Here is a 24,206-nt window from a genome sequence, read left to right on the forward strand (position 1 = left end):
GCCTTCCCATGCGATTACGTGCCTCAGTCGTCACTGTCGTCACCGTCGCGTTAGCACTGTCCACAGCAGCCCCCGCGGCTGCCGCGCCCGCCCGGTTGACCAACCTGGCGCACCTGGACTTCCTCGGCGACACCGTCACGCCCCCGGCACAGCCCGGCCACACCACCTACCGGCTCGACGCCGAACCGTCGGTCGGCGTCCTGTGGACCTACGCCGACCGCCGCGACGACGGCCACTACGACCGGATCGGCGGCGGCGCCTACGACCCGGCGACGAACACGTACTCGCAGGGCGCGTTCAACGCCGACGACGTCTCCCGCGCGGCGGTCGTGTACCTGCGGCACTGGCGGCAGACCGGTTCTCCGGACAGCAGAGCGCGGGCGTACCAGCTGCTGCGCGGCCTCACCTACCTGCAGACGGCGACCGGTCCCGACGCGGGGAACGTCGTGCTGTGGATGCAGCCGGACGGCACGCTCAACCGCAGCGCACGGCCGGTCGAGCTGCCCGACCCGTCCGACTCGGGCCCCTCGTACTGGCTGGCGCGGACGGTGTGGGCGCTCGGCGAGGGCTACGCGGCGTTCCGCGGCACCCCGTTCGGCGAGTTCCTGCGTGCCCGGATGGACCTGGCGGTCGCGGCGCTGGACCGGCAGGTGCTGTCCCGGTACGGCGAGTGGCAGGTCGTCGACGGCGTGCGGGTGCCGGCGTGGCTGATCGTCGACGGCGCGGACGCGACGGCGGAGGCGGTGCTCGGCCTGTCGGCGTACGTGTCGGCGGGCGGCGGCCACGCGGCGCGGACCGCGCTGGCACGGCTGGCCGAGGGCGTGGCGGCGCTGTCCGGCGGCTCCCGGGCGGGGACGTGGCCGTACGGCGCGATCCTGCCGTGGGCGCTGTCGCGGTCGATGTGGCACGGCTGGGGTGCGCAGATGCCCGCGGCGCTGGCCCGCGCGTCGGCGGTGCTGCACCGCCCGGACCTGCGCGCACCGGCGGTGGTGGACGCGGCGACGTTCACGCCGTACCTGCTGACGGCCGGCGGCCCGGACAACGGCTGGTTGCCCACGCCCGCGGACCGCACGCAGATCGCGTACGGCGTGGACTCACGCGTGCAGTCGCTGGTCGCGGTGGGTGCGCGCGAGCTGGCGGGGATCGCGGCGGGCTGGTACTTCGGCGCGAACGCGGCCGGGGAGGCGGTGTACGACCCGGCGACGGGCCGCACGTTCGACGGCGTCAGCGGTGACGGTGTCGTCAACCGCAACTCGGGCGCGGAGTCGACCATCCACGGGTTGCTGTCGATGCTGGCCCTGGACGCGGACCCGGCGGCGGCCCGCATGGCCCGCGACGCGGCGCAGGTGCGGCACCGCGAGTCGACGGTCCTGGTGGAGGGCGAGTCGGCGGGCGGCGGCGAGGTCGTCACCCCACCGTCGGCGTGGACGGGCGAGTCCCAGTGGAGCGGCGGGAAGTACCTGACCGGCGACGATACGACGGCCACCTGGACGGTCCCCACCGCCGCCCAGCCGCGACTGGTGATGCCCGTGGTGAACCGGCTTCCCGGCGCGGGCACCACGTCGTGGTCCGCCGGCCGCCCCCTGGGCACGATCAACCACGGCGACGCGGGACCGCAGGGCGCGTCCCCGGCGCCGGGCGCACTGCTCCCGGTCACACTCCCGGCTCCCCTGCCGCCCGGCGCGACGACGGTCACCGCCCGGTTCGCCGACGGTGAGTCCGCTGTGGACGCTCTGCTGCTGCGCCCGGAGGTGAGCCAGGTCGTGTTCAACCGCGCGGCACTGCTCCAGAGCGCGGCGACGGGCCCACGTGTCCGGGCGGTCGCGGTGCCGACCACGGGGCGGGTAACGGCCCTGACCTACGACGGCCGAGGCCACCTGCTGAACCGCGCGACACTGACCGGCCCGACGGTGCACGCCCCCGTCGCGGCGGGCGGCTTCACCGTGCTGCGCTGGTAACCCGAAGCGGACGCCCGGGGTTCACGCGCGCGGGCCGGCGCGGCAGAGGTCGGGCGCCGCCGCGACGGGTTCCGGGGTGCGTGAGGTGCGGTGCGGGGGAACGAGGACGGCGACGCCGGCGACGATGACGAGCACGAAGAAGAGACCGAACGCGGTGGCGCCGGTCAGCAGTCCCGGCATCAGGCCGTGCGCGGTGACGATGCCGCCGAGCGCGGGCGCGCCGACCCTCTGCGCGACGTACCCGACGAGGTACCCGCCGGACACCATGCTCGCACGGTGGTGCGGTGCGGCGCAGCGGCTGAAGACCGTGAGGCCACCGGCGAAGTCGAACGCGTAGGCCGCCCCGGCGACGGCCGACGCCAGGAAGAACACGACGAGCGAGTGCACCGCGCCGGTCAGGACGAACAGCCAGACGGCCACGAGCGAGCCCGCCGCCCCGAGCACGCCGATCAGCCAGACGTGCAGGCGGCGCGCCGCATCGCGAACGTGGTGATGCCCGCCGCGAACACCGACAGCAGCGCGCCGGTGACGAGCGCGTTGCCCGAACCCGCCAGCTGCTGGGCGATCTTCGCGCCGAGCGGCAGGACGATCGCGCCGAGCAGGAACGACGAGGCGAAGGTGATCGCGCCCGCGACGAACACGAGGCGGCTGCCGCGCGGGATCGTGATCGCCCGCGGCCGCCACGGTTCGGCCGTCTCGCCCGGCGTGTGGCGCGGCATCCGCAGCACGAACAGCGCGACGACCGCGATCGCCACCGCGAGCACCACGAAGTTCAGGCGCAGCGGGAAGGGCCCGTACTCGGTCAGCGCACCGCCGACCACCATCGCGAGCGCGATGCCGAGGGCGGAGATGGCGGTGCCCGCGGCCCCGGGACGAGCGCGAGCGGGTACGCGGCGAAGATCCACGTGACGGTGGTCGTCGAGATGTGCCATCCGGCCTGGAGTACGTCCTGACGGAGGCGGGCCGCGCGCTGTCCGTGGTCATCGGCGCGCTCGCGACGACGGTGACCTGGTGCCGCCGGCACGACTGGCCGCCCGGCGCACCGAGGACGCGGTCCTCGACCAGGCGTCCTGACCACGAGCACCACGAGCGGCCCCGAAACAGCGAAGCCCCATCACCCACTGAGGGGTGCCTGCCATCCCGTCGACCTGGCGAAGCCCGATCACACCGTGTCAAGGGGGCCCGAAACCCAAAGCACCCACATACCCAAAGCCGCCGGGCCCCCTTGACGCGGTGTGATAGCCCGTGGGAGGTCGACGGGATGGCAGGCACCACCACGGACACCAGTCCCTGCCAACCCAACCCCGTGCCCAACCCGCCACCATCCCGGAGACCAGCCCCTCCGGCGAGGAGGCCCGTCCGGCAGGACGCCCTCCGGCGAGGACAAACCCAGGACGGGGACAACCCCCGAACCGCGAACCCCCGGGAGAGAACCCACAAAGAGGCAACCCGACAAGCACGAAACACCGCGTGACGGAACCGGGGTGGGACAGTGGATGTCTCACTCAGGAGGTGCCGATGAGCAAGTCCGTGGCGGAGATCCTGGCCAACGTCGACCTGTACGCGAACGACCAGACCGAGAACATGGTCGAGGCACTGGCCGTGGCCAGGGCCGAGTGCCCGGTGCCGCGCACGGCGTCCGACGGCGGCTACTACGTGGTCACCCGCCACGAGGACGTGCGCACGGTGTGCGGGAACCCGGAGCTGTTCAGCTCGGCGCAGCCGGGACTACGTGGCGTGCCGATGCGGCTGATCCCGATCGGGGTCGACCCGCCGGAGCACCGGCACTTCCGCGGGTTCCTCAACCCGTACTTCTCGCGGTCGTTCCTGCTGCGCTACGAGGACCGGATGCGGGCGATCGCGCGGGCGGCCATCGCGGCGTTCCTCGACGACGGGGAGTTCGACGTGGTGCGGGACTACTCGGTGCCGTTCAGCGCGGGGTCGCTCGCGCGGGTGGTCTTCGCCACGGACGACGAGGACCTCGTGGACCGGGCCGTGGCCGCGGTGAAGCGGACGGCGCTGGAGAGCACACCGGAGACGTTCGAGGCGGTGGCGGCGCTGGCCATGGAGGCGATGGCGGAGGCGGCGGCCGCGCCGGAAGGCCGTGAGGACGTGCTCGCGGCGCTCGTGACCGAGGAGGTCGACGGCCGCCCGCTGACGGTCGAGGAGCGCCTCGGGATCGTCACCACGCTCCTGCTCGGCGGCCTGGACACGACGCGCGGCATGATCGGCAACATCGCCTACCACCTGGCGACCCGCGCGGACGTCGAACCGGTGCTGCGGGCGCCGAACTGGTGGCGCGGCGAGCTGGACGAGTTCCTGCGCTACGAGCCGACGGTGGCGTTCATGGCCCGCACGGTCACGCGGGACACCGAACTCGGTGGCACACCGTTGAAGGCGGGCGACCGGCTCGCCGTCCACTTCTACTCGGCGAACCGCGACGCCGCCCGCTTCGACCGGCCCGACGAGCTGGTGTTCGACCGGGTCGCCAACCCGCACCTGGCGTTCGGCGCCGGGGTCCACCACTGCCTGGGCCTGAACTTCGCCCGCATCCAGCTGGCGATCGCGTTCGAGGAGCTGCTCGCGCAGGCGACGAACTTCCGCATGAAGGAGGGGACGGAGATCCGCCGCCAGACCGGGGTCTGCTTCGGCAGCCCGGAAGAGCTGTGGCTGACGTTCGACCGGCGCTGACCGGAAGCGTCTGCTGTGGACGGACGCGGTGTTCCGTCCCGCCGCGCCGCGGGGCGGAACACCGCCGTCGGCTCAGGCCGTCATGGGACCGAGGCAGACCGTGCGCTTCGGGTCCGGGTAGACGCGGGCGTTCTCGGCGTACTCCGCCGGGCAGCCGGACTTGTCGGCCGTGCCCTTGATCACCTTGGTGACCCGCACGTTGGCCTCCTCGCTCGTGCAGGCGACCTTCTTCTCCTGGCCCGCCGAGATCATCGGCACGTCGAGGCAGTCGCCGTCGGTGACGTTGAGCATCATGCAGAGCTTGTACTCCTGCTGCTTGCCACCGGTCTGCTGGTACCGCGCGTAGTCCTCGCTCGGGCAGTCGGCGTCCGGGTCGTCCAGGTACACGCCGACCTCGTAGAGCGCGGCGTCCGAGGCGCAGTCGACCTTCTGGATCTCCGCCGCGAACCGGCCGCCGCTGACGACCTCGACGCAGTCACCCGCGTTGAACGCGGGCGCGGGCGGGTTGAGCACCTTCACCACGACGAAGATGGCGACGGCGGCGAAGATGGCGATCAGGGCCGCGATCCCGGCGATCTTGACGTTCTTGACGGTCTTCGGGGAGAACTCGGTGTCGGGGTCGTGCCCCGGCGGCATGGCCGGGACGTTGCCTGACGGAGCTGTCGGGGTTGTCATTCGATGAGGCTCGTATTCTCGCGATCACTGACACGGCAACGAAAAACGCGTGCGAGCAGCGTCGGCCGCACGTACCGCCGATGCTAGGGAGCGCGGCGCCGCGGTGGTGTCGGGTGAACACCCCTCAATCCACTAGAGATCGTCGAGCCCGACCAGACCGTCCTGAATGGCCCGTGCGAGCAGCGCCGCCTTGGTCGGCGCGGGACGGCCGACGTTGGCGTACTTGACCCGCACCCGGTCCAGGTAGGTGTCGACGGTCCTGGGCGTGATGTTCATCCGGTCCGCGACGAGCTGCTTGGACTCGCACTGGAACCACTGCGTGAGCACCTCACGCTCCCGATCGGACAGTCGCGGCTGGGACGGTCCGCGGTCGGCCGCGATCGCACCGGCGAGCGTGGGCGGCAGGTACGGGCGGTTCTCGACGGCGGCGACCGTCGCGGCCACCAGGTGCTCGTGCCCCTCCGCCTTGGTGAGGAACGCGCTCACCCCGAGGTCGAGGCACGTCAGCGCGACGTCCTCGCTGTCCTGCATGGTGTAGACGATGACCTTGCGGCCTGCGTCGACGAGCCGCCGCACCGCGCGCTGGTACGGCGCTCGGTCGGCGCCGACGTTCAGGTCGAGGACCACCACGTCGGCCCGGTCGCCGGGCGGGGTCCACGCCACGTCCGCGGTCGTGCCGGCGGCGATCACCTCGATCGGCGTGTCCGCCTCCGCGTACCAGGCACGCACGCCGGAGAGGATCGCCGGGTGGTCGTCCACCACCGTCACCGTGATCGCCATGAGGTCTCCAACCACACCTGTCCGTCGGTGACGGACTCGACGAGCGACACCTCGCCCGGTCCGGGCGGGGTGATGGGCAGGTCCGGGGCCGCGCACCGGGCGCTGACCCGGACCTGGTCCGGCGCGTGCAGCACGGTGACCCGGGCAGGTGAGCGTGCCGTCACGAGCGCCTCCGAGATCGGCGCGAGCAGGTCGCGGCGCACGTGCTCGGGCAGTTCGGTCGGCGTGCCGCGCACGGACAGGTGCACGGAGGCGCCGTGCCGCTCCGCGACGTCGATGATCGCACCCAGCTCGTGCGCGAGCCGGTCGGTCACCGCGTCGCCGTGGCCCTCGCTGAGCAGCCTGCGCATCCGCGCGGCCTCGACGGCGCACCGGCGGCGCACGTCGTCGGCGCGGGGGTCGAGGCTGCCGTCGGCGAGCCCGGCGAGCAGCGGTATGGTGGTGGGGCGCAGGTCGGCGTAGCGGCGTTCGTGGTTGCGGGCCGCGGCCGCCGCCTCCTCGTCGCGGATGCGCTGCCGCTCCCCCGCCCGCGCGGTCCGGAACGCGCCGTCGGCGATCGACCGCACGAGCCGCGCGCTGAGCGCCACCCCGACCTGGAACCCGGCGACCGACACCAGGGCGACGGCCATGTCGGCCGTCTCCGCCGCCGTCCCGGCGACCAGCACCGGCCCGCCGGTGACCGCGGCGTGCCCGAGCAGGAACGCCACCACCCAGCCGATGGCGAGGTCGTAGAGCAGCACGAGCCCGTACCACCCGATCAGGCCGATCGACCAGTGCTGCGGCCACAGGGACCCGTCGAGCGCCAGCGCGACCGAGCAGGCGAGCAGCGCGGCGACGCCGGGCCACCGGACCGCGTCCGGGATGCGGCCCCGCACGCGCAGGGCGGCCGCGCACACGCCGCCGAGCACCGCGAGGAGCCCGTACACGACGAGCTCCGTGCGCGAGGTCCCCGGCGCGACGAGCACCGCGCCGTTGAGTCCGACCTGGACGGTCAGCGCGACGGCGAGCAGCACCACGGTGACCGTCGCGGCGAGCCTGCGTTCGATGTAGGCGGGGTCAACCACGCGACCACGTCCACTCGACCGTGGTGCCGCGCCCTGGCGCGGACCGCACCCGCGCGGTCCCGCCGACGGCCGCCATCCTGGCGTGGATCGACTCGGCGAGCCCGCGGCGGTGCACGGGCACGTGGCCGGGGTCGAACCCGCGGCCCCGGTCGGACACCCGGACCACGACCAGCCCGTCGCGGTCGTGCCCGCTGAGCACCGGGGCGCGGTCGCCCGCGTGCCGCCGGACGTTGCTCAGCGCCTCGCGGACGCCGTGGTAGATCGCGTAGGCGGGCTTCGGCGGGACGGTCAGCGGGCCGGGGACGTCGGTGCGGACGGTGAGGCCCGGGTAGTCGGCCAGCGCGCCGAGCAGCCGGGCGAGGTCGACGTCCCCGGCACGGTCGGGTGGGTGCGCGGTCAGCACCTCGACGTCCCGGCGCGCGGCGGCGGGCAGCCAGCCGAAGTCGCCGGTGGTGTCGGTGGAGACCATGAGCAACGTCGTGCTCGCGGTGTCGTGCAGCATCGCCAGGTAGGCGCGGTCGGCGGTGCGCCGCGCCCGTTCGGCGGCCGCGGCCACCCGCCGCTGCTCGGCACGCGCCACGAGCCGGTCGCACAGCCGCGCGGCGTGCCGGACGAGCAGCAGGCCGGCCCACGCGAGCACTGCTTGCACCACCAGTTCCCAGGTGGTGGCGGGCAGGCCGGCGCCGGCGAGGACGCAGCCCGCGCCGTAGGCCGTGATGGTCACGCCCGCGAGCACGTGCCCGGCGACCGGGCGGGTGGGCCACTCGAAGTAGCCGGTGACGGCGGTGATGGAGACGACGGCGAACAGCCAGCCGCCCGTCGGCTGCGCCCCCAGCACGACCTGGCCGAGCCCGGCGAGGACGGCGACGCAGGCGCCCGCGACCAGGAACGGCGGCCGGCCGGGCCACCGGCTCTGCGCGCACGGCAGCCCGGTGGCGACCACGAGCAGCACGACGGCGAGCGGCAGTGCGGGCCCGGTGTGCCCGGACAGTCCGAACAGCCCGCACAACCCGGTGACGGCGGCCCGCAGCAGGGGCGCGCACCAGGCGATGGCGTCGTGGAGGTGCCGTTCGCAGGGGCCCGGCACGCCGTGACCGTCGGCTACCGCGTCTGTCGAGCTACCGGGCACGCGGAGAACCTACCAAAAGTAGGATCTCCGAACGCGCAGTTCACGGCCGCCTCCCTCGGTCTGGGACGGCGGTCACAGTGCGTGAGTGGCGGTCCGCCGCAGGCTGGTGAGCGCCGCGCGGACGCGCGCCACCGCGCCGGGTCCGGTCGAAGCGTGCGGGGACAACCGGATCTGGTCGGGCCGCACGGTGGCCGTCACCTCCGCGCCGGCGAGCGCGGCCGCCACCTCCTCGACGGGGTGGCCGGGCACGCGGAAGGCCAGGATCCCGGCCCGCCGATCGGTCGCGGACACGATCTCCGCACCCGCGGCCCGCAGCACGTCGTCGAGTTCGGCGACCCGGTCCGCGATCCGCCCGAACACGACGGCCGGCCCGATCTCCTCGACCAGTTCCAGCGCACGGGCGAGGGCCCCGGCGGTCACGGGGCTGAGGTTGGTGACCGACCAGGCCTGCGCGCCCGGCGCCAGGTCGTGGATCTCGTCGTCGAACACGCCGGGGTCCGTGGCGCCGGTCCACCCGGAGAGCAGCGGCGCCGTCCGCGCCAGCGCACGCTCCGACAGGATCGCGAACCCGGTCCCCCACCCGGCGCGCAGCCACTTCTGGCCACCGCACACGAGGATGTCGGCAGCGTCCCACGGCTCGTCGACGACGCCGACCCCCTGGATGCCGTCCACGACGAGCAGCCGGTCACCGACCACGTCCCGCAGGGCCGCCAGATCGGCGCGGTACCCGGTGCGGAAGTCGACAGCGCTGACGGAGACGGTGGTCGTGCCGGGCGTCAAGGCCGCCGCGACCACCTCGGGTGTGACCCGCCCGCCGGGTGGCCGCAGCCGGTGCACGGTCAGGCGGCCGGCCTGCTCGGCCCGGACCCAGGGGTAGGTGTTGGCGGGAAACTCGGCGGCCGACACGAGCACGGTGCCGGCGGGCACGCTGAAGGCGGCCTGGAAGAGACCCTGGCTCGTGTGCGGCAGCAGGGTCACCCGGTCCGCGTCGGCACCGCACAACCGGGCCACCGCACGCCGCGCCCGCCCGTCGAAGGCCATCAGCTCGTCCACTGTGGACGCCCCAGCGGCGGCGAGCCGCGCCAGCGAGGCGGCGCTCTCGTCGAGCACCGCCCGGGAGGGCGGCCCGACCCGCGCGAAGTCGAGGTACCCGGGCGACTCGCCGAACTGTGCGTCCCAGATGTCGCCGCTCACCGGGCTCCCGTCGTCGCTGTGGTGGTCACCCCATCCTCGCACGCCCGCCGACGACCACCCGCCACGGCGGTAACGGCGCCACCGGCCGAACGATGAAGGCGGTGTGCCCGCCACCGACCTGACGACGCTGGCGCTACCCGCCTGGGCCGTCCCGACACAGCGACGCTCACTCGCGGTGGCTGACCACACTGTCGGCATCCGCGAGAAGTGGTGGCACACCGCGATCACGTCCCGCCGGTTGCCCGGCGAGCCGCCCGTGGGTCCGGCCCTGTCGCGAGCGCAGGTGTGGGCACCCGACACGGACGTGTTCACGCTGCTGTGGCGTACGCTCGCGTGGGGTTCGGGAAGCCACTTGCGCCACAACCTGCGGCGGCTGGGCAGCATCGCCGCCGACGTGCCACGCGCGGAGCGCCTCCTGACCAGAGCGAGGGAGCTGTGCCGCGACGATCCGGCAAGGGCGTACGCCGTACTGCGCCCAGGAGTCCGCAACGAGATCGGCGGGCTGGGCCCGTCCTTCTTCACGAAGTTCCTGTACTTCGCGGGCGAAGGCGCACCGGCGCACCGGTGCCTGATCCTCGACCGGGTCGTGGCCACCGCACTCCGCGATCGGTGCGGGTGGACGTCGCTGCACCCGCACGGCCCATGGCCCGCCGGCACCTACGAGCGGTACTGCGACTTGCTGGCCCGCTGGGCACTGCACCACGGCCACGCACCCGACGAGATCGAACGCACCCTGTTCGAAGGCAAGGCCTTGGCGTGACCGTGATCATCACCTGCCCGAGGTGCTTCAGCGCCGATGACGTGCTGCCCCCCACGCAAGCTTCCCGATCGCCTGCTGCAGTACCGCTGCACCAACGAAGCCGCTGAACCGGTGCGTGCCCGCCGGTGAGCCGTTCGCCGATTACGGCATCGTCGAGCACCGCCCACGGCTGGGCTTTCCCGGGTTGTTCGCGGCTCGGGGAGCTGGTCAGCGAGTACGGTCCGGCGACGATCGGCGTGGTCTGGGGCCGCCGGTGTGAGTGGTTCGCTGGACGGTTTGCTGACTGACGCTGGTACGGGCTGTCGCGAAAACCGGACCGCCGCTAGCTTCTGGGGCATGGCACACATCGATCTGGGCGTCGACGAGAAGCAGTTCCCCGGGATCACGGGACCCATGAAGTTCCGGCCGGAGACCGGGCAGCCGTTGAACGAGCTGGCGGAAGTCCTGCTGCGCAGGCAACCGCACCCCCTGACCCCGGGCGAGCGCGAGCTGATCGCCGCCTACGTGTCCGGGCTCAACGACTGCGACTTCTGCTGCTCGTCGCACTCGGCGTTCGCCGCCGCGCAGTTGCCTGCCGGGATGGCCCTGGTCGACGAGGTGCGGGGGGACCTGGACGCCGCGCCGGTGTCGCCGAAGCTCCGGGCGTTGCTGCGCATCGCGGGGGCCGTGCAGCAGGGCGGCAAGAAGGTGACCACCGACCTCGTCGACGCCGCGCGTGCCGAGGGGGCCACCGACCTCGAGATCCACGACACGGTGCTGATCGCGGCCGCGTTCTGCATGTACAACCGGTACGTCGACGGCCTGGCCACCTTCGCGCCCCAGGACAAGGACGCCTACACCGGCATGGCCGCGCGCATCGTCGAGCAGGGTTACGAGGTGCCCTGACCTGCCGCTGTTTTCCCGCGCCGCGCAAGGGAAAGCTGTAGCCGTTCAGCTCTTTCCCTGCCAGGAGAGGCGTGGACCGGGACAGCCGGGGGGTTGGGGTCAGCTCGTCCGGAACGTGCTCATCATCGCCATGTCCTCGTGTTCGAGGTTGTGGCAGTGCAGCATGTAGCGGCCCGCGTGGTCGGTGAACCGCACCGCCAGGTCCACGTACTCGTTGGGGCGCACGTCGACGGTGTCCTTCCAGCCGCCGTCCGCGGGCTCGGGTGGATCGCCGTCGCGGGCGACCACCTGGCACGGGTCGAGGTGCACGTGGACCGGGTGGTGCAGGTCGCTCACGACCCGCCACACCTCGACCTCGCCGAGTGTGACGTCGGCGTCGATGCGCGCGGGGTCGAACGGCGCGTCGTTGACGAGCCAGCCGCCGTGGCCGCCGACGTCACCGCGGGTGAACCGCCACTCCCGGGTGCGCACGGCCCGCGCGGGGTCGAGCCGCTCGATCTCGCTGAGCCGGGCGGGCACCCGGCTGTCGTCCCGCACCCGGCTCGTCACGCGGAACCGCATGACGTGCGCGGTGGTGCCGCTGCCGAGGGTGTTGGCCATGGTGATCTCGGTGCCGGGGCGCAGGCCGGAGAAGTCGACGACCACGTCGAACCGCTCCCCCGGCGCGATGGTCAGCTCCTCGTGCGTGACCGGCGCGGCGAGCAGGCCGCCGTCCGAACCGATCTGCGTGACAGCCAGCCCTGGCAGGGAAAGCCGGTAGCGGCGGGCGTTGGAGGCGTTCAGCAGCCGCAGCCGGTACCGCGCGGTCGCCACCTCCAGCTCCGGCCACGGCGCGCCGTTGACGAGGACCACGTCGCCGAGCACGCCCTCCATGTAGGCGTCCTCGACGCCCGGCATGACCCGCATCCGCTGGTCGAGCGACGGGTACCGGAACGAGCCGTCCTCGTCGAACGCGCGGTCGGTGATCATCAGTGGGATGTCCCGCTCGCCTCTCGGCAGCGGCAGCGCGTCCTCCTCGTCGTCGTGGACGAGGTGGAACCCGGCCAGCCCGCGGTACACCTGCGGGCCGGTGAAGTCCATGCGGTGGTCGTGGTACCAGAGCGTCGCCGCCCGCTGCTCGCACGGGTACACGTAGTCGCGCTGCCCGACCGCGACCGTGCCGTGCGCGGAGTGCCCGGACTCGTCGTGCCAGCCGCGCGGCAGCAGGAGGTCGGTGGGGTACCCGTCGCTGTCCGCCGGGGTGTGGCCGCCGTGCAGGTGCACGACGGTCGGCACGGACAGCTCGTTGCGGTGGGTCACGACCGTCCGCTGCCCGCGCCTGCTCACGATCGTCGGGCCCGGGAAGATCCCGTCGTAGCCCAGGATCGGCGTGCGCAGCCCCGGCAGGATCTCGGCGGCCGCCTCCCGCTGCGTGATCACGTAGTGGCCGTCGCGGACCGGCGTGGCGGCCGGCGGCACCGGCAGCGGCACGGTGAACGGCTCCGGCAGGCGGGCCCGGCTGCGCAGCAGTTCCGCGGTCTGCCCGGGCGCGCCCGGCCACACCAGCGAGCCGAGGGTCGTCGCGCCGAGCGCCGCGCCGCCCAGCACGCCGAGGAAACCCCGGCGCGACAGGCTCATGACGCCCTCCTGGACCGCCGGGCGCTCGCGCGGAACACCCACACGGTCAGCAGCAGCTGCAGCGCGATGACCGTCACCCCGAGCGGGACGTGGATCGCGACGATCCCCTCGTAGCCCAGCCCGGCCTGCACCTGTTCGGCGAGCACGAGACCGAGCGACGCCCACAGCGGCCACGCCCGGCCCGTGCCCGCCCACACGTACACGATGGCGGCGACCAGCTGGGCGATCCCCAGCCCGGACACGACGCTCGCGTTGATCTCGTGGACCGCGATCGCGTCGACGTCCCCGCCGAGGTAGATCCCGGCGAGCACCGGCTGCCCGACCGCGCACAGCGAGTGCAGCACGGCGAACGACCGCAGCACCCAGAGCGTCGCCCTCGGCCCGGGCGGCGCGGCGGCGATCCCCGACGCGGGGTTCGCGGCGGTGGTGGACGCACTCATGACTCCTCCTCGACGCCCGCACGGGCGATCATCAACGGCCAGAGGGGAAAACCCAGCCAGCCGACCACCCCGACGACGACGCCGGCGCCGCACACGGCGTACAGCGCGACCGAGTCCGGCGGCAGGAGCAGCGCCCCCGCGCCGAACACGGCGGCACCGGCGAGATAGCTCACCCCGACCACGGTGCCGACCAGGACCACGCCGCGCGGCAGGGCGTTCCGGCCGGTCCTGCTCACCACGAGCACCCAGGCGAACGTGACCGCGAAGCACGCCATCACGAACCCGACCTGGACCTCGAACGCCAGCAGCCCGGCGATCAGCGCGACCTGCAACAGCACGACGGCGGCCATCGCGCCGACCGCCACCGCGGTGGCGGCACCGGCCCACCCGGCGCGGAGCCTGCCGCGGACGGCGAGCGCGACCGGCACGAGCGCCGCGAACTGCACGACGACCACGACGTCGTTCGCCGTGCCGGTCCACGCCAGCCCGCCGCCGTCCGCCCACGGCCGCGACACCGCGAAGAACAGGACCAGCAGCACGTTCGCCGCCAGCCCGGCCGTCCCGGACAGCGCGGCCCACCGCGCGGGAACACCCATCGGACTCACCTCCGGGTGGGAACGGTAAGTAGCCGCCGGGCGTCACGGAACGTGGTCAGGGCACAGATCGGGATGGAGGCCAGCCCCGGGGCAGGAGTGGTGGTCAGCCCCGTGGACGCGGGCCGGGTGGCGGCTCACAATGCCGGAATGACCACATGGCACCGCGCGGCACGGGTCGCGGGCATCGCGCTCGGCGGCGCCGGGCTGGCGGTGGCCGGGTGGCACGCGGTCGCCGTGCCCGCGACGAGCGGGGTGCTCGGCGGGCTGACGTGGCTGGGCGTCGGTGTCGCGCCGCTGTACGCGGTGAGCGTGTGGGTGGTGTGCAGGCGGCCGGAGCACCCGCAGGCACGCAGGCTGCTGCTGATGGGCAGCGCCCTCGCGGTCAACGTCGCCGTGGAGGGGCCGATCCAGGACGCGGTCGCGCGTGCCGGCGCCGGGTCGTGGCTGTGGCTGCCCAACCTGGTCTACCAGTACAGCGGGGTGCTCGCGCTGATCGCCGGGGTGCTGCTCCTCGCGTCCTACCCGGACGGTGTGGTGGAGCGGGCGTGGCAACGGCGCGCGCTGGGAGCGGTGTGGCTGTACCTGCTGCTGCCGCCGCTGCTCCTGGTGTCCCGGCCGACGCTGCTGTTCGACCGCTACCTGTTCGAGCTGCCACCGCCGGTGCCGAGCCCGTTCGCCGTGCCGTGGCTGGAGTTCCTCGCGGCGCCGCTCTCCTCGCTCTACCTGTACTACTACGGCGCGCTGGTGCTGGCGGCCGTGCTGTTCGTGCGGTTCTTCCAGGCCGACCGCCGCCTGCGGGACCGGATGCGGCTGCTCGTGTACGTCACGGCCCTGCTGATCGCGATGACCGCGCTGACGCCGGTGTTCGAGTCCGCGTACGGCGCGGACCGGCCGCTGTGGATGCGGCTGTTCAACGGGCTCTACATCGTGCTGCTGCTGATGGTGCCGGTGACCATCGTGATCGGCATCGTGCGGCACCGGGTGTTCGAGCTGGAACCGGTGGTGCGCCGCTCGACCGTGTTCGGGGTGCTGTCCCTGCTGATCGCGGCGGCGTACCTCGCGGTGGCCGCGGCGCCGGGGCTGACGCTGGGCGACGACATCCCCGTCGAGCTGGCGGTCGTGCTGACGATCGGCGCCGCGGTCGCGTTCCAGCCGTTGCGGCGCAGGCTGGAGCGGCTCGCCGACCGGCTCGTGTTCGGGGAGCGGGTGGACCGCTACGACCTGCTGACCGCGTTCGGCGCGCGCCTGGAGCAGACCGTGGAGCTCGGCGACCTGCTCCCCCGGCTGGCCGCCACCATCCAGGACGGGCTCGCCGCCCCGTGGGTGCGGGTGACGCTGCCGGAGGCGAGCGCGGCGGTCGGCGAACCGGCGGGCGGGATCGCGCTGCGCGTGCCGCTGGAGCGGGGCGACGAGGTGGCGGGCCACATCGAGTGCGGCCCGAAGGACGGCGGCTACGCGGCCGACGACCGGGAGCTGCTGCGCACCCTCGCCGCGCAGGCCGCGACCGCGATCGCCAACGTGCGGCTGACCGCCCGGCTCGCCGAGCAGGTCGACGAGCTGGCCCGCTCCCGGGCCCGCATCGTCGCGGCGCAGGACAGCGAGCGGCGGCGGATCGAACGCGACATCCACGACGGCGCGCAGCAGCACGTGGTCGCCCTGATCATGAAGCTGCGGCTGGCGCGCAACCAGGTCGGCCGCGGCGAGCGGACCGCGGCGGAGGTGTTCGACGAGCTGGGGGGCGACGTCCGCGACCTGCTCGCCGACCTGCGCGAGCTGGCACACGGCATCCACCCGCCCGTGCTGTCGGACCAGGGGCTCGTGGTGGCCGTGCAGGCGCGCGCCGACCGGCTGCCCCTCGACGTCCGGGTGCACGCGGACGCGGACCTGCGCACCGGGCGGCTCCACGCCGATGTCGAGGGCGCCGCGTACTTCGTGATCTGCGAGGCGCTGACCAACGTCGTCAAGCACGCCGCCGCGCACCACGCGGGCGTCGAACTGTCCATGACCGACGGGGTGGTCAGCGTGCTGGTGCAGGACGACGGCGTCGGGCTCGGGAACGGCGCCGGGCACGGCCTGACCAACCTGCGGGACCGGGTCGAGGCGCTCGGCGGCAGCCTGGTCGTCGACAGCGAACCGGGTGGCGGCACGCGGGTGCGCGCCGATCTGCCGGCAGGGGCGGGCCATGGCTGACCGGCTCCGCGTGGTGATCGCCGAGGACAACTTCCTCGTCCGCGAGGGCACCCGCGGCCTGCTCGAGGACTCCGGCGACGTCGAGGTGCTCGCCGCCGTCGGCGACGCGGCCGAGCTGCGAGCGGCGGTGCGCAGGCTGACCCCGGACGCGGTGCTCACCGACATCCGCATGCCGCCCGGGCACCACATGGAGGGCATCGAGGCCGCGCACGCGATCCGGGCCGAGCACCCCGGCATCGGCGTGGCGGTGCTGTCGCAGCACACCGACGAGAGCTATGCATTCGCGTTGCTGCGCAACGGCACCGCCGGGCTCGCCTACCTGCTGAAGGACCGGCTGGGTGACCTGGAGGACCTGATCAGGGCGTTGCGCGAGGTGGCCCGCGGCGGTTCGGTGATCGACCCGCTGGTGGTCGACGCGCTCGTCGCGCGGCGCACCAGGTCGGTGGGCTCACCGCTGGCCGTGCTCACCGCGCGGGAACTGGACGTGCTGCGCGAGATGGCGCAGGGCAAGACCAACGCCGGGGTCGAGGACGCGCTGAACCTGTCGGCGTCGACGGTCGAGAAGCACGTGAACTCGATCTTCGGCAAGCTCGGGCTCGTCGACGGCCCGGTGCACCGCCGCGTCGCCGCCGTGCTGGCCTTCCTGCGCGAACGGCCGGACGGCTGACGGACGTGCCCGGCGCGCACCGGTAGCGTGATCGCAACGATCCCGGCGCGGACTCCGATACGCCGCACGTGGCGGGATCTCTTGGGGGTGGATCATTGCGGGGACGTGCCGTGGCGGTGGTGGTCGCGGTCCTGTGCGTGTTGCTGGTACCGGGACACCCGGCCGCCGCGCAGCCGGGGGCCGACATCGGCTCCGTGCTGTCGCGTGTGGAGCGGGAGCGGGTCGTGCGGTTGCCGGGGGCGGTGACCTCGGTGGACGCCGGGCGGTTGGCGGCACGGGACCGGGTGCTGCTGGCGCCCGCGGCCGGACTGCCGGACGACCTCGGCCCGCTGTGGGCGTGGGCGGACGACGAAGGTGTCCGGCTGACGGTCGTCGAGGGTTGGTGGATCTCCCGGCAGGGCGAGCAGGTGCGGGTCGAGCGGGAGGCGTTGCCGTGGGTGCTCGCGTCCGGTGACGTCACCGACGTCGTCGTCGGTGCGACGGCGCCGGTGCCCCAGCGGGTGACCGCCACCGCCGAGCTGCTGGACGGGTTGCGGGTCGACCGGTTCGAACCCGGGGTGCGGCTGGTGACGCTGCCGGCACGGCCCGACCCCGTCACGGGCTACGCCGCCGCGCTCGCGGAGCGGTTTCCCGGGGAGCTGGTCGTCGTCGCGTGCGGGGCGTGGCTCGAGGTCGCCGGTCAGGGCGCGGACCAGGCGGCGAGCGCGCGGGACGCCACCTACGGGCTGATGCTGCTGCGCCGCGGCAGTCCCCTCGGCCCGGACGCCGACGACCTGGTCACCGCGGTGCTGGAACGGAACGCCGGCCCGGCACCACGACGGCTCTACACGCCGGTGAACTGGGACACGATCCGGGACACCGTCTGCTTCTGGCTCGCCCTGCTGATCGTCGCCGTCGGCGTGTGGCTGCTCGTCCGCCACCGCCGCGCGGCGGCCGTGGCACCGATGCGCATGGCATGGGCGAAGGCGCACCTGCGGGTACAGCTGCTGGAGGCGCGGTCGGCGGGCGCTCCCGCCGCGGACACGGCGCGCGCACGGCCAGGTCGAGATCCCGTGGGCAAGAGATGCCGCGAGAAGCGCGACCGGGAACCCGGCCGAGCACCCACGGCACCCGAGCCCACCGCACGCGCGCGGGGCACCACCTCCTTGCGCGCCGGTGTCTACCTCGCCGGCCTGATCGCCTACAGCGTCTGGCGGCTCGCTCTCTCGCAGGACCCCGCCGACGAGGAGCAGTACACCCCGCGCAACGCGGCCGACCAGCTCAGGTACTCGTCGGTCTACGCTGTTCCACTCGGCCACGTCCGGGCATCCCTCGACGTCGAGGAGGCCAGGGGGATCATCGGCAACCGGCCCCTGGTGGCCGTGGCGGGCTTCCCCACGATGTGCGCGGAGATCGCCGAGGAACTGCCCGGCGTGATCGTGGTCGTGGTGAACCCGGATCCCGGGACCCCGATCGTCGACTGCGCCCGCGAAGGCTCCTTCCACGACCCGGCACTTCTGCGCGACGTGCGGGACGCCACCACCTACCTCGCGACCGGTGAGGACCGGACCGCGTACCTCGCCGAGTACGTACGGGCGTTCGACGCCCGGCACCCGTCGCTGCGACGCGACCCCACCGACGACGGCGACCTCACCGACGACCTCATCGTCGTCCTACCGCTGCTCGTGGCCCTCGGCCTCGCGGCTGCGGGCGCCGTCGCACTGCACCGCACCTGGCACACCACGAACACCCGCCTGAACCGGCTGGCCACCCTTCTCGCCGCCGACGACACCGGTCCGCCCCCACGAGATGGCGTCGAGACCGCCACCGAATACCTCCGGGCGCTGCACGGGTTCGACACCGCCACCACGAAGGAACAACGAGCGACGACCGCACAGCGGATCACGGCGCTGGAACGAACCGTCGGCGCGCGACCGGCCGCGTCGCCCCGGGCGCCGAGAAGTAGCCCTTGACGCGGCGCCTCCGACCGGTTTGTTTGAAACCAACACACAAGCCGGGAGGCGCCATGCTGGCGAAGCTGTCGACGGTCCTGCTCGCCGCGGCGGTCGCCGTCGGCTGGTCACCCGTGCCGGGAGCGGCGGCGGCCGACCCCGCCCCGGCCGGGAGCAGGTACGTCGGCGCGGTCACGCTGATCACCGGTGACCACGTCACCGTGCGCGAGGTCGGCGGGCACCTGGTGCCGCAGGTGACCCCCGCCCCCGGCCGCGAGCACCTGCACTTCGCCACCACCGCCGTGGCCGGCTCGCTGCTGGTCGTGCCGAACGACGCGTGGACGGCGGTCCGCACCGGGCAGGTCGACCGGCGGCTGTTCGACGTGGCGGCGCTGCTCCGCGACGGCTACGGCGACGCACGCCGGGCCGACATCCCGCTGATCGTGCAGGGCGAGCCCGGCACCGCGGCCACGGGTGTCACCCTGTCCAGCGTGGACGCCGTCGCCGTGCGCCAGCCCAAGTCCGGTACCGCGGCGTTCTGGCAGGCGCGCCGCGGCCGCGTCTGGCTCGACGGGCTGCGGCACCCCAGCCTGGACGTGAGCGTCCCGCAGATCCACGCCCCGCAGGCGTGGGCGGCCGGCTACACGGGCGCCGGGGTGCCGGTCGCGGTGCTGGACACCGGGATCGACGACACCCACCCCGACCTGCGCGGGCGGATCACGGCGACGAAGAACTTCACGTCCGACCGGAGCGTTCGCGACACCGACGGGCACGGCACGCACGTGGCGTCCACGATCGCGGGCACCGGCGCGGCGTCGGGCGGCAAGTACAAGGGCGTCGCCCCGGGCGCGACGCTGCTGGTCGGCAAGGTGTGCGGCGGGTACGGCTGCCCGGAGTCGGCGATCCTCGCGGGCATGGAGTGGGCGGCGGCGAACGGGGCGAAGGTCGTGAACCTCAGCCTCGGCGGCCCCGACACGGCAGGCGACGACCCGCTCGAACTGGCCGTGGCCCGCCTGTCCGCCGAGCACGGCACGCTGTTCGTGGTCGCCGCGGGCAACGACGGCGGCTACGGCGCGGAGACGGTGTCCTCCCCCGCCAGCGCCGACGCGGCGCTCGCGGTCGGCGCCGTGGACGACCAGGACGCGCTCGCCGGGTTCTCCGGCCGGGGACCCCGGGTGCGTGACGCCGCGCTCAAGCCGGAGATCACCGCGCCCGGTGTGGAGATCACGGCGGCCCGGTCCCGGTTCTCGAGCCGGGGCGGGCGGCACGACCGGTACGTCGCGCTGAGCGGCACCTCCATGGCGACCCCGCACGTGGCCGGGTCCGCGGCGCTGCTGGCGCACCGGCACCCGGACTGGACCGGCGCGCAACTGAAGGCCGCGCTGATCGCGTCGGCCGAGCCCAGCGCGGACGCCGGCGTGTACGAGCAGGGCGCGGGCCGGGTGGACGCCGGCCGCGCCGTCGCTCAGGACGTGGTCGCCACGCCGTCGACCGTCTCGATGGGACGGATGGCGTGGCCGCACGCCGACGACGCGCCGGTGACGAGGACCGTCACCTACCGCAACACGGGCGCCGCGCCGCGCACGCTGCGGCTCGCGCTGCCCGCGCGCGGCCCCGGCGGGGCACCGGTGCCCGACGGCATGTTCCGGCTCTCCGCGCAGACCGTCACCGTGCCCGCGGGCGGCACGGCCGACGTGGCGGTCACCGTGGACACGGCGCTGCCCGCGGCCGAGGGCGCGTTCGGCGCCCACGTCGTCGCCACCGACGACAGCGGCGCCCGCGTGGTCACCCCGGTCGCGGTGGACCGGGAACCGGAGAGCTACGACCTGACGTTGCGGACCCTCGACGGCACCGGCGCGCCGACCGACAACCACTTCTCGTTCGTGTTCGGGCTCGACGAGGCGCGGTACCGCCCGGTGCCGGGGATCGGCGGCGCGGGCACGCTGCGGGTGCGGGCGGGCCGCTACCACGTCGACGCCGCGATCAGCACGCCGCGGCCGGGCGGCACGCTGTTCGACTCCGCGAAGGTGGTGCACCCCACGGTCGACGTGCGTGCCGACACCACCGTGACCCTCGACGCCCGGTCCGCGCGCCCGGTGTCGGTGACGTTCGACCGCGCGAACGTGGCGCCGGAGGCGGTGGCCGTGGCCTACCACCGGTTCACGCCGGTGAACTCGCTGAGCACCGGCGTGCTCGGCGACGACCTCGACCGGATCGACGTCGGCCAGGTCGGCGCCCCGGTGCCGGAGGACGAGCTGATCGCGACCATCGGCGGTGTGTGGGCGGTGCCGGACGCGTACGGCGACGTGTCGCGCAGCACCGTGACCTACAACCTGGCGTGGTTCGGCTACGGCGCCGTGCCGACCGGGTTCGCCCGGCACGTCGTGGACGGCGACCTGGCCGAGGTGCACGCCACCTACCGGGCGCAGGCGGACCGCAAGCGCGGCACCAAGGTGTGGGTCGCGCAGGAGCCGAGGGCCGGGATCGGCAACGGTTTCGGGTTCGGGTTCCGGCTGCCGCTCAACCGCACCGAGTTCCACAACGTCGACGGCCTGCGGTGGTCGGGTGAGCTGCAGCAGTGGTCGTTCGTGGACAAGCAGGTGCACACCGAGACCATCCTGACCGGCGGCCCGGTCGACCACGAGCCGGGCGCGGTCGCGGCGGAGGAGTGGAACACCGCCGTGTTCGGCCCGGGTTTCCCGGCGGGCGGCGAGGTCGCGAGCCGGTCGGGCGACGTCGTCGGGTTCACCCTGCCGCTGTACTCCGACGCGGGCCTCGACCGCGCCGGGGTGTCCGAAGTGGACTCTGGCAGGACGGTGCTGTACCGCGAGGGGGTGCGGGTCGGCGAGACCGCGCAGCCGGGGGTGGGCCAGTTCGAGGTGCCTGCCGAGCAGGCCGCGTACCGCCTGGAGGTCGACTCCCGCCGCGCCGACGTGTCGGAGTTCTCGACGCGCGTGTCGTGCGTGTGGACCTTCACGTCGGCCCGCCCGGCGGAGGACCCCGACCCGAAGCCGAAGGGCAAGGGCGGCACCGGCCTGCCCCTGATGGCCGTGCGGTTCGCCCCACCGGACCTGGACCCGTCGAACGCGACGGACGCGGGCGCGATCACGGTCCCGGTCACCGTGCAGCGCCCGTACAACGCCCCGGCCGCGACCGTCGAGGCGCTGACCGTGGACACGTCCTTCGACGACGGCCGCACGTGGCGCCCGGCCCCGGTCACGATGACCGGCCCGGACAGCGCCACGGTGGCGATCACGCATCCGAGGGGCGCGCGGTACGTGTCGCTGCGGGCCCACGCCACCGACTCGGCGGGCGGCACGGTCACGCAGACGATCATCCGCGCGTACCGGAGCAGGTGACCAGACCCGCGCAACGGACTGTCCGGCGTGCGGCCGGGGTTGTCGGTGTCCTGAAAGGCGCGGCCAAGCCCCGCGGTGGGCAGAACCTGATCGATCCGCATCCCGACCCACGCGTCCGCGTCACCACGCGTCTTGAAAGGCACGTGCAGGACACCGCTCCAAACGCAAGCCCACGCAGCGGGCAGAACCTGATCGATCCGCATCCCGACCCACGCGTCCGCGTCACCACGCGTCCTGAAAGGCACGTGCAGGACACCGCTCCAAACGCAAGCCCACGCAGCGGGCAGAACCTGATCGATCCGCATCCCGACCCACGCGTCCGCGTCACCACGCGTCCTGAAAGGCGCGTTCAAGCCACCGCCCGTGCCCGGAACGGCGCGCTCATGCCGCTGAATGACTCGAACGCGCCTTTCAGGACGCCAACCCAACCCGCGCACCCAAGCCCCGCGGCGGGCAGAGCCTGATCGATCCGCATCCCGACCCACGCGTCCGCGTCACCACGCGTCTTGAAAGGCACGTGCAGGACACCGCCCAAACCCGAACCCCCGCACCGGGCAGAGCCTCACCGATCTGGCACCCCGAACCACACCACCTACCCACCCACACCCCTCACAACAGGCAGCGCCTGATCGATTCGGGTGTGATCAGGATTAGGCCACGCGGATGGTTCCGTGGGCTCCTTCAGCCCTACCCGTTCCCAGATCGTTGAGTCTTGTCCGATCTGTGCGATTGGATGTGACTGGATCACCACACCGGGTGGTCGTCCTTCACCGTGTGCGGCTCGCCAAGGGCAGGTGCGCCGCGCACGCCCTGCATCGAGGAGGACCGGACATGAGCCGTCCGAGAAAAGCGACGTTCCTGAGGGCGGGTGCGGTGGCGGCCGCGGTCGCCGCCGTGAGCCTCGCGTTCGTCACCCCTGCCAGCGCGGCCGAGGGCAAGGTTCTCGGCACCGACGCGCCGGGCACGATCAAGGACAGCTACATCGTCGTGCTCAAGGACGGCGCCGCGGCCGCGAGCGTCGCGCAGGCGCACAACGCGAAGGTCACCCACACCTTCAAGACCGCGCTGCGCGGCTACGCGGCGACGATGAGCGAGGCCGACGCCAAGCGCACCGCGGCCGACCCGGCCGTCGCCTACGTCGAGCAGAACCGCGTGATCACCGCGCTGGAGACGCAGCCGAACCCGCCGTCGTGGGGTCTTGACCGGGTCGACCAGCGCACGCTGCCGCTCGACTCGAGCTACACGTACCCGAACGCGGGCAACGGCGTGACCGCGTACATCATCGACACCGGCATCCGCACCACGCACGGCGACTTCGGTGGCCGGGCGTCGTGGGGCACGAACACGGTCGACGCCAACAACACCGACTGCAACGGCCACGGCACGCACGTGGCGGGCACGGTCGGCGGCACCGCGCACGGCATCGCCAAGCAGGTGAAGCTGGTGGCGGTCAAGGTGCTGAACTGCCAGGGCTCCGGCACGCTCGCCGGCGTCGCGCAGGGCATCGACTGGGTGACCGCGAACGCGAAGAAGCCCGCCGTGGCGAACATGAGCCTCGGCGCCTCCGGCACCAACGCCACGCTGGAGAACGCGGTTCGCAACTCGATCAGCTCCGGCGTCACCTACGCGATCGCGTCCGGCAACTCGAGCGCGGACGCCTGCAACTTCACCCCGGCGCGCACGCCGGAGGCCATCACGGTGAACGCGACCGACCGGAACGACGCGCGGTCGTCCTTCTCGAACTTCGGTTCCTGCACGGACATCTTCGCGCCGGGCCGCGACATCACGTCGGCGTGGAACACCAGCGACACCGCGACGAACACGATCAGCGGCACGTCGATGGCGACCCCGCACGTGGCCGGTGCCGCGGCCGTGTACCTGGGTGCGCACCCGACGGCGACCCCGGCCGCCGTGCAGACCGCGCTGAAGGGCTCGGCGAGCATCGGCAAGGTGACCGGCGCGGGTGCCGGTTCGCCGAACAACCTGCTGTTCGTCGGCGAGGGCGCCGACCCGAACCCCGGTGACCCGGGCGACCCGGGTGAGCCGCCCGCGTGCGAGGGCACCACGCCGTGGAGCGCGTCGGCGCTGTACTTCTTCGGCGACGAGGTGAGCCACAACGGCCACGTCTGGATCCTCGCGGCGTTCTTCTCCTACGGGGAGGCGCCGGGTTCCACGTCCTCGTGGCTGGACCTGGGTGCGTGCTGACCCTAGTTTGACGTGAGCACGACGGTGGCGGGTGCCCGGCGGGTGCCCGCCACCGCCTTCTTCCG

Annotated in this window: 18 protein-coding genes and 1 pseudogene; 9 read left to right on the forward strand and 10 right to left on the reverse strand. The window is 73.5% G+C overall.

Features of this window, described 5'->3' with window-relative positions:
- Positions 1-8: 8 nt before the first annotated feature.
- On the forward strand, positions 9-1,958 hold the full coding sequence (locus ACYQ77_RS12295; protein ID WP_459710466.1) for a hypothetical protein: 1,950 nt from the start codon (positions 9-11) through the stop codon (positions 1,956-1,958).
- A gap of 21 nt (positions 1,959-1,979) precedes the next feature.
- On the opposite strand, the gene ACYQ77_RS12300 is transcribed toward ACYQ77_RS12295, so the two are convergent.
- Positions 1,980-2,402, reverse strand: a complete 423-nt coding sequence (locus ACYQ77_RS12300; RefSeq protein ID WP_459710468.1) for a hypothetical protein — start codon at positions 2,400-2,402, stop codon at positions 1,980-1,982.
- Positions 2,403-2,407: 5 nt separating this feature from the next.
- Positions 2,408-2,890 carry a hypothetical protein gene (locus ACYQ77_RS12305; protein ID WP_459710470.1) on the reverse strand — a complete coding sequence of 161 codons (483 nt, stop codon included), beginning with the start codon at positions 2,888-2,890 and terminating at the stop codon, positions 2,408-2,410.
- A gap of 586 nt (positions 2,891-3,476) precedes the next feature.
- Between ACYQ77_RS12305 and ACYQ77_RS12310 the strand changes: the two genes are divergently transcribed.
- Positions 3,477-4,649: a cytochrome P450 gene (locus ACYQ77_RS12310; protein ID WP_459710472.1), complete on the forward strand. Its 1,173-nt coding sequence runs from the start codon at positions 3,477-3,479 to the stop codon at positions 4,647-4,649.
- Between the two features lie 72 nt (positions 4,650-4,721).
- Here the strand turns inward: ACYQ77_RS12310 and ACYQ77_RS12315 are convergent, their stop codons facing one another.
- The 5 genes and pseudogenes from ACYQ77_RS12315 to ACYQ77_RS12335 form a co-directional block, all read right to left on the reverse strand.
- A complete protein-coding gene (locus ACYQ77_RS12315) occupies positions 4,722-5,285 on the reverse strand; it encodes an LppU/SCO3897 family protein (RefSeq protein WP_459710473.1) in 564 nt (187 codons plus the stop codon).
- Positions 5,286-5,456: 171 nt separating this feature from the next.
- Positions 5,457-6,104 carry a response regulator gene (locus ACYQ77_RS12320; protein WP_459710475.1) on the reverse strand — a complete coding sequence of 216 codons (648 nt, stop codon included), beginning with the start codon at positions 6,102-6,104 and terminating at the stop codon, positions 5,457-5,459.
- Positions 6,089-7,168, reverse strand: coding sequence for a hypothetical protein (locus ACYQ77_RS12325; RefSeq protein WP_459710477.1), 1,080 nt, complete (start codon positions 7,166-7,168; stop codon positions 6,089-6,091). Before ACYQ77_RS12325 ends, ACYQ77_RS12320 begins: the two co-directional genes overlap by 16 nt.
- The gene (locus ACYQ77_RS12330) at positions 7,161-8,255 is read right to left on the reverse strand and encodes a sensor histidine kinase (protein WP_459710479.1); all 1,095 of its coding nucleotides are present in this window, start codon (positions 8,253-8,255) and stop codon (positions 7,161-7,163) included. The genes ACYQ77_RS12325 and ACYQ77_RS12330 overlap by 8 nt, the downstream gene beginning before the upstream one ends.
- Positions 8,256-8,390: 135 nt before the next feature.
- Positions 8,391-9,491 (reverse strand): annotated as a pseudogene (locus ACYQ77_RS12335) (aminotransferase class V-fold PLP-dependent enzyme); the annotation flags it as partial.
- Between the two features lie 175 nt (positions 9,492-9,666).
- Between ACYQ77_RS12335 and ACYQ77_RS12340 the strand changes: the two are divergent.
- Together ACYQ77_RS12340 and ACYQ77_RS12345 are read left to right on the forward strand one after the other, a co-directional pair.
- Positions 9,667-10,251, forward strand: coding sequence for an 8-oxoguanine DNA glycosylase OGG fold protein (locus ACYQ77_RS12340; RefSeq protein ID WP_459710481.1), 585 nt, complete (start codon positions 9,667-9,669; stop codon positions 10,249-10,251).
- 336 nt (positions 10,252-10,587) lie between these two features.
- Positions 10,588-11,136: a carboxymuconolactone decarboxylase family protein gene (locus tag ACYQ77_RS12345; protein WP_459710482.1), complete on the forward strand. Its 549-nt coding sequence runs from the start codon at positions 10,588-10,590 to the stop codon at positions 11,134-11,136.
- A gap of 99 nt (positions 11,137-11,235) precedes the next feature.
- Here ACYQ77_RS12345 and ACYQ77_RS12350 read toward each other — a convergent pair whose 3' ends face one another.
- The 3 genes from ACYQ77_RS12350 to ACYQ77_RS12360 are packed head-to-tail and all read right to left on the reverse strand — an operon-like array spanning position 11,236 to position 13,789.
- On the reverse strand, positions 11,236-12,753 hold the full coding sequence (locus ACYQ77_RS12350) for a multicopper oxidase family protein (RefSeq protein ID WP_459710484.1): 1,518 nt from the start codon (positions 12,751-12,753) through the stop codon (positions 11,236-11,238).
- Positions 12,750-13,193, reverse strand: a complete 444-nt coding sequence (locus tag ACYQ77_RS12355; RefSeq protein WP_459710486.1) for a hypothetical protein — start codon at positions 13,191-13,193, stop codon at positions 12,750-12,752. Before ACYQ77_RS12355 ends, ACYQ77_RS12350 begins: the two co-directional genes overlap by 4 nt.
- The gene (locus ACYQ77_RS12360) at positions 13,190-13,789 is read right to left on the reverse strand and encodes a hypothetical protein (RefSeq protein WP_459710488.1); all 600 of its coding nucleotides are present in this window, start codon (positions 13,787-13,789) and stop codon (positions 13,190-13,192) included. Before ACYQ77_RS12360 ends, ACYQ77_RS12355 begins: the two co-directional genes overlap by 4 nt.
- A gap of 147 nt (positions 13,790-13,936) precedes the next feature.
- On the opposite strand from ACYQ77_RS12360, the gene ACYQ77_RS12365 reads away from it, so the two are divergent.
- From ACYQ77_RS12365 to ACYQ77_RS12385, 5 genes are all read left to right on the forward strand, one after another.
- A complete protein-coding gene (locus tag ACYQ77_RS12365; protein WP_459710490.1) occupies positions 13,937-15,979 on the forward strand; it encodes a sensor histidine kinase in 2,043 nt (680 codons plus the stop codon).
- Positions 15,972-16,646, forward strand: a complete 675-nt coding sequence (locus ACYQ77_RS12370) for a response regulator (protein ID WP_459710492.1) — start codon at positions 15,972-15,974, stop codon at positions 16,644-16,646. The genes ACYQ77_RS12365 and ACYQ77_RS12370 overlap by 8 nt, the downstream gene beginning before the upstream one ends.
- A gap of 110 nt (positions 16,647-16,756) precedes the next feature.
- Positions 16,757-18,598, forward strand: a complete 1,842-nt coding sequence (locus ACYQ77_RS12375; RefSeq protein WP_459710494.1) for a hypothetical protein — start codon at positions 16,757-16,759, stop codon at positions 18,596-18,598.
- A 53-nt stretch (positions 18,599-18,651) separates the two neighbouring features.
- The gene (locus ACYQ77_RS12380) at positions 18,652-21,936 is read left to right on the forward strand and encodes a S8 family peptidase (protein WP_459710496.1); all 3,285 of its coding nucleotides are present in this window, start codon (positions 18,652-18,654) and stop codon (positions 21,934-21,936) included.
- Between the two features lie 831 nt (positions 21,937-22,767).
- The gene (locus tag ACYQ77_RS12385; protein ID WP_459710497.1) at positions 22,768-24,141 is read left to right on the forward strand and encodes a S8 family serine peptidase; all 1,374 of its coding nucleotides are present in this window, start codon (positions 22,768-22,770) and stop codon (positions 24,139-24,141) included.
- Positions 24,142-24,206 lie beyond the last annotated feature (65 nt).

This window comes from Actinophytocola sp. KF-1 (assembly GCF_054661535.1).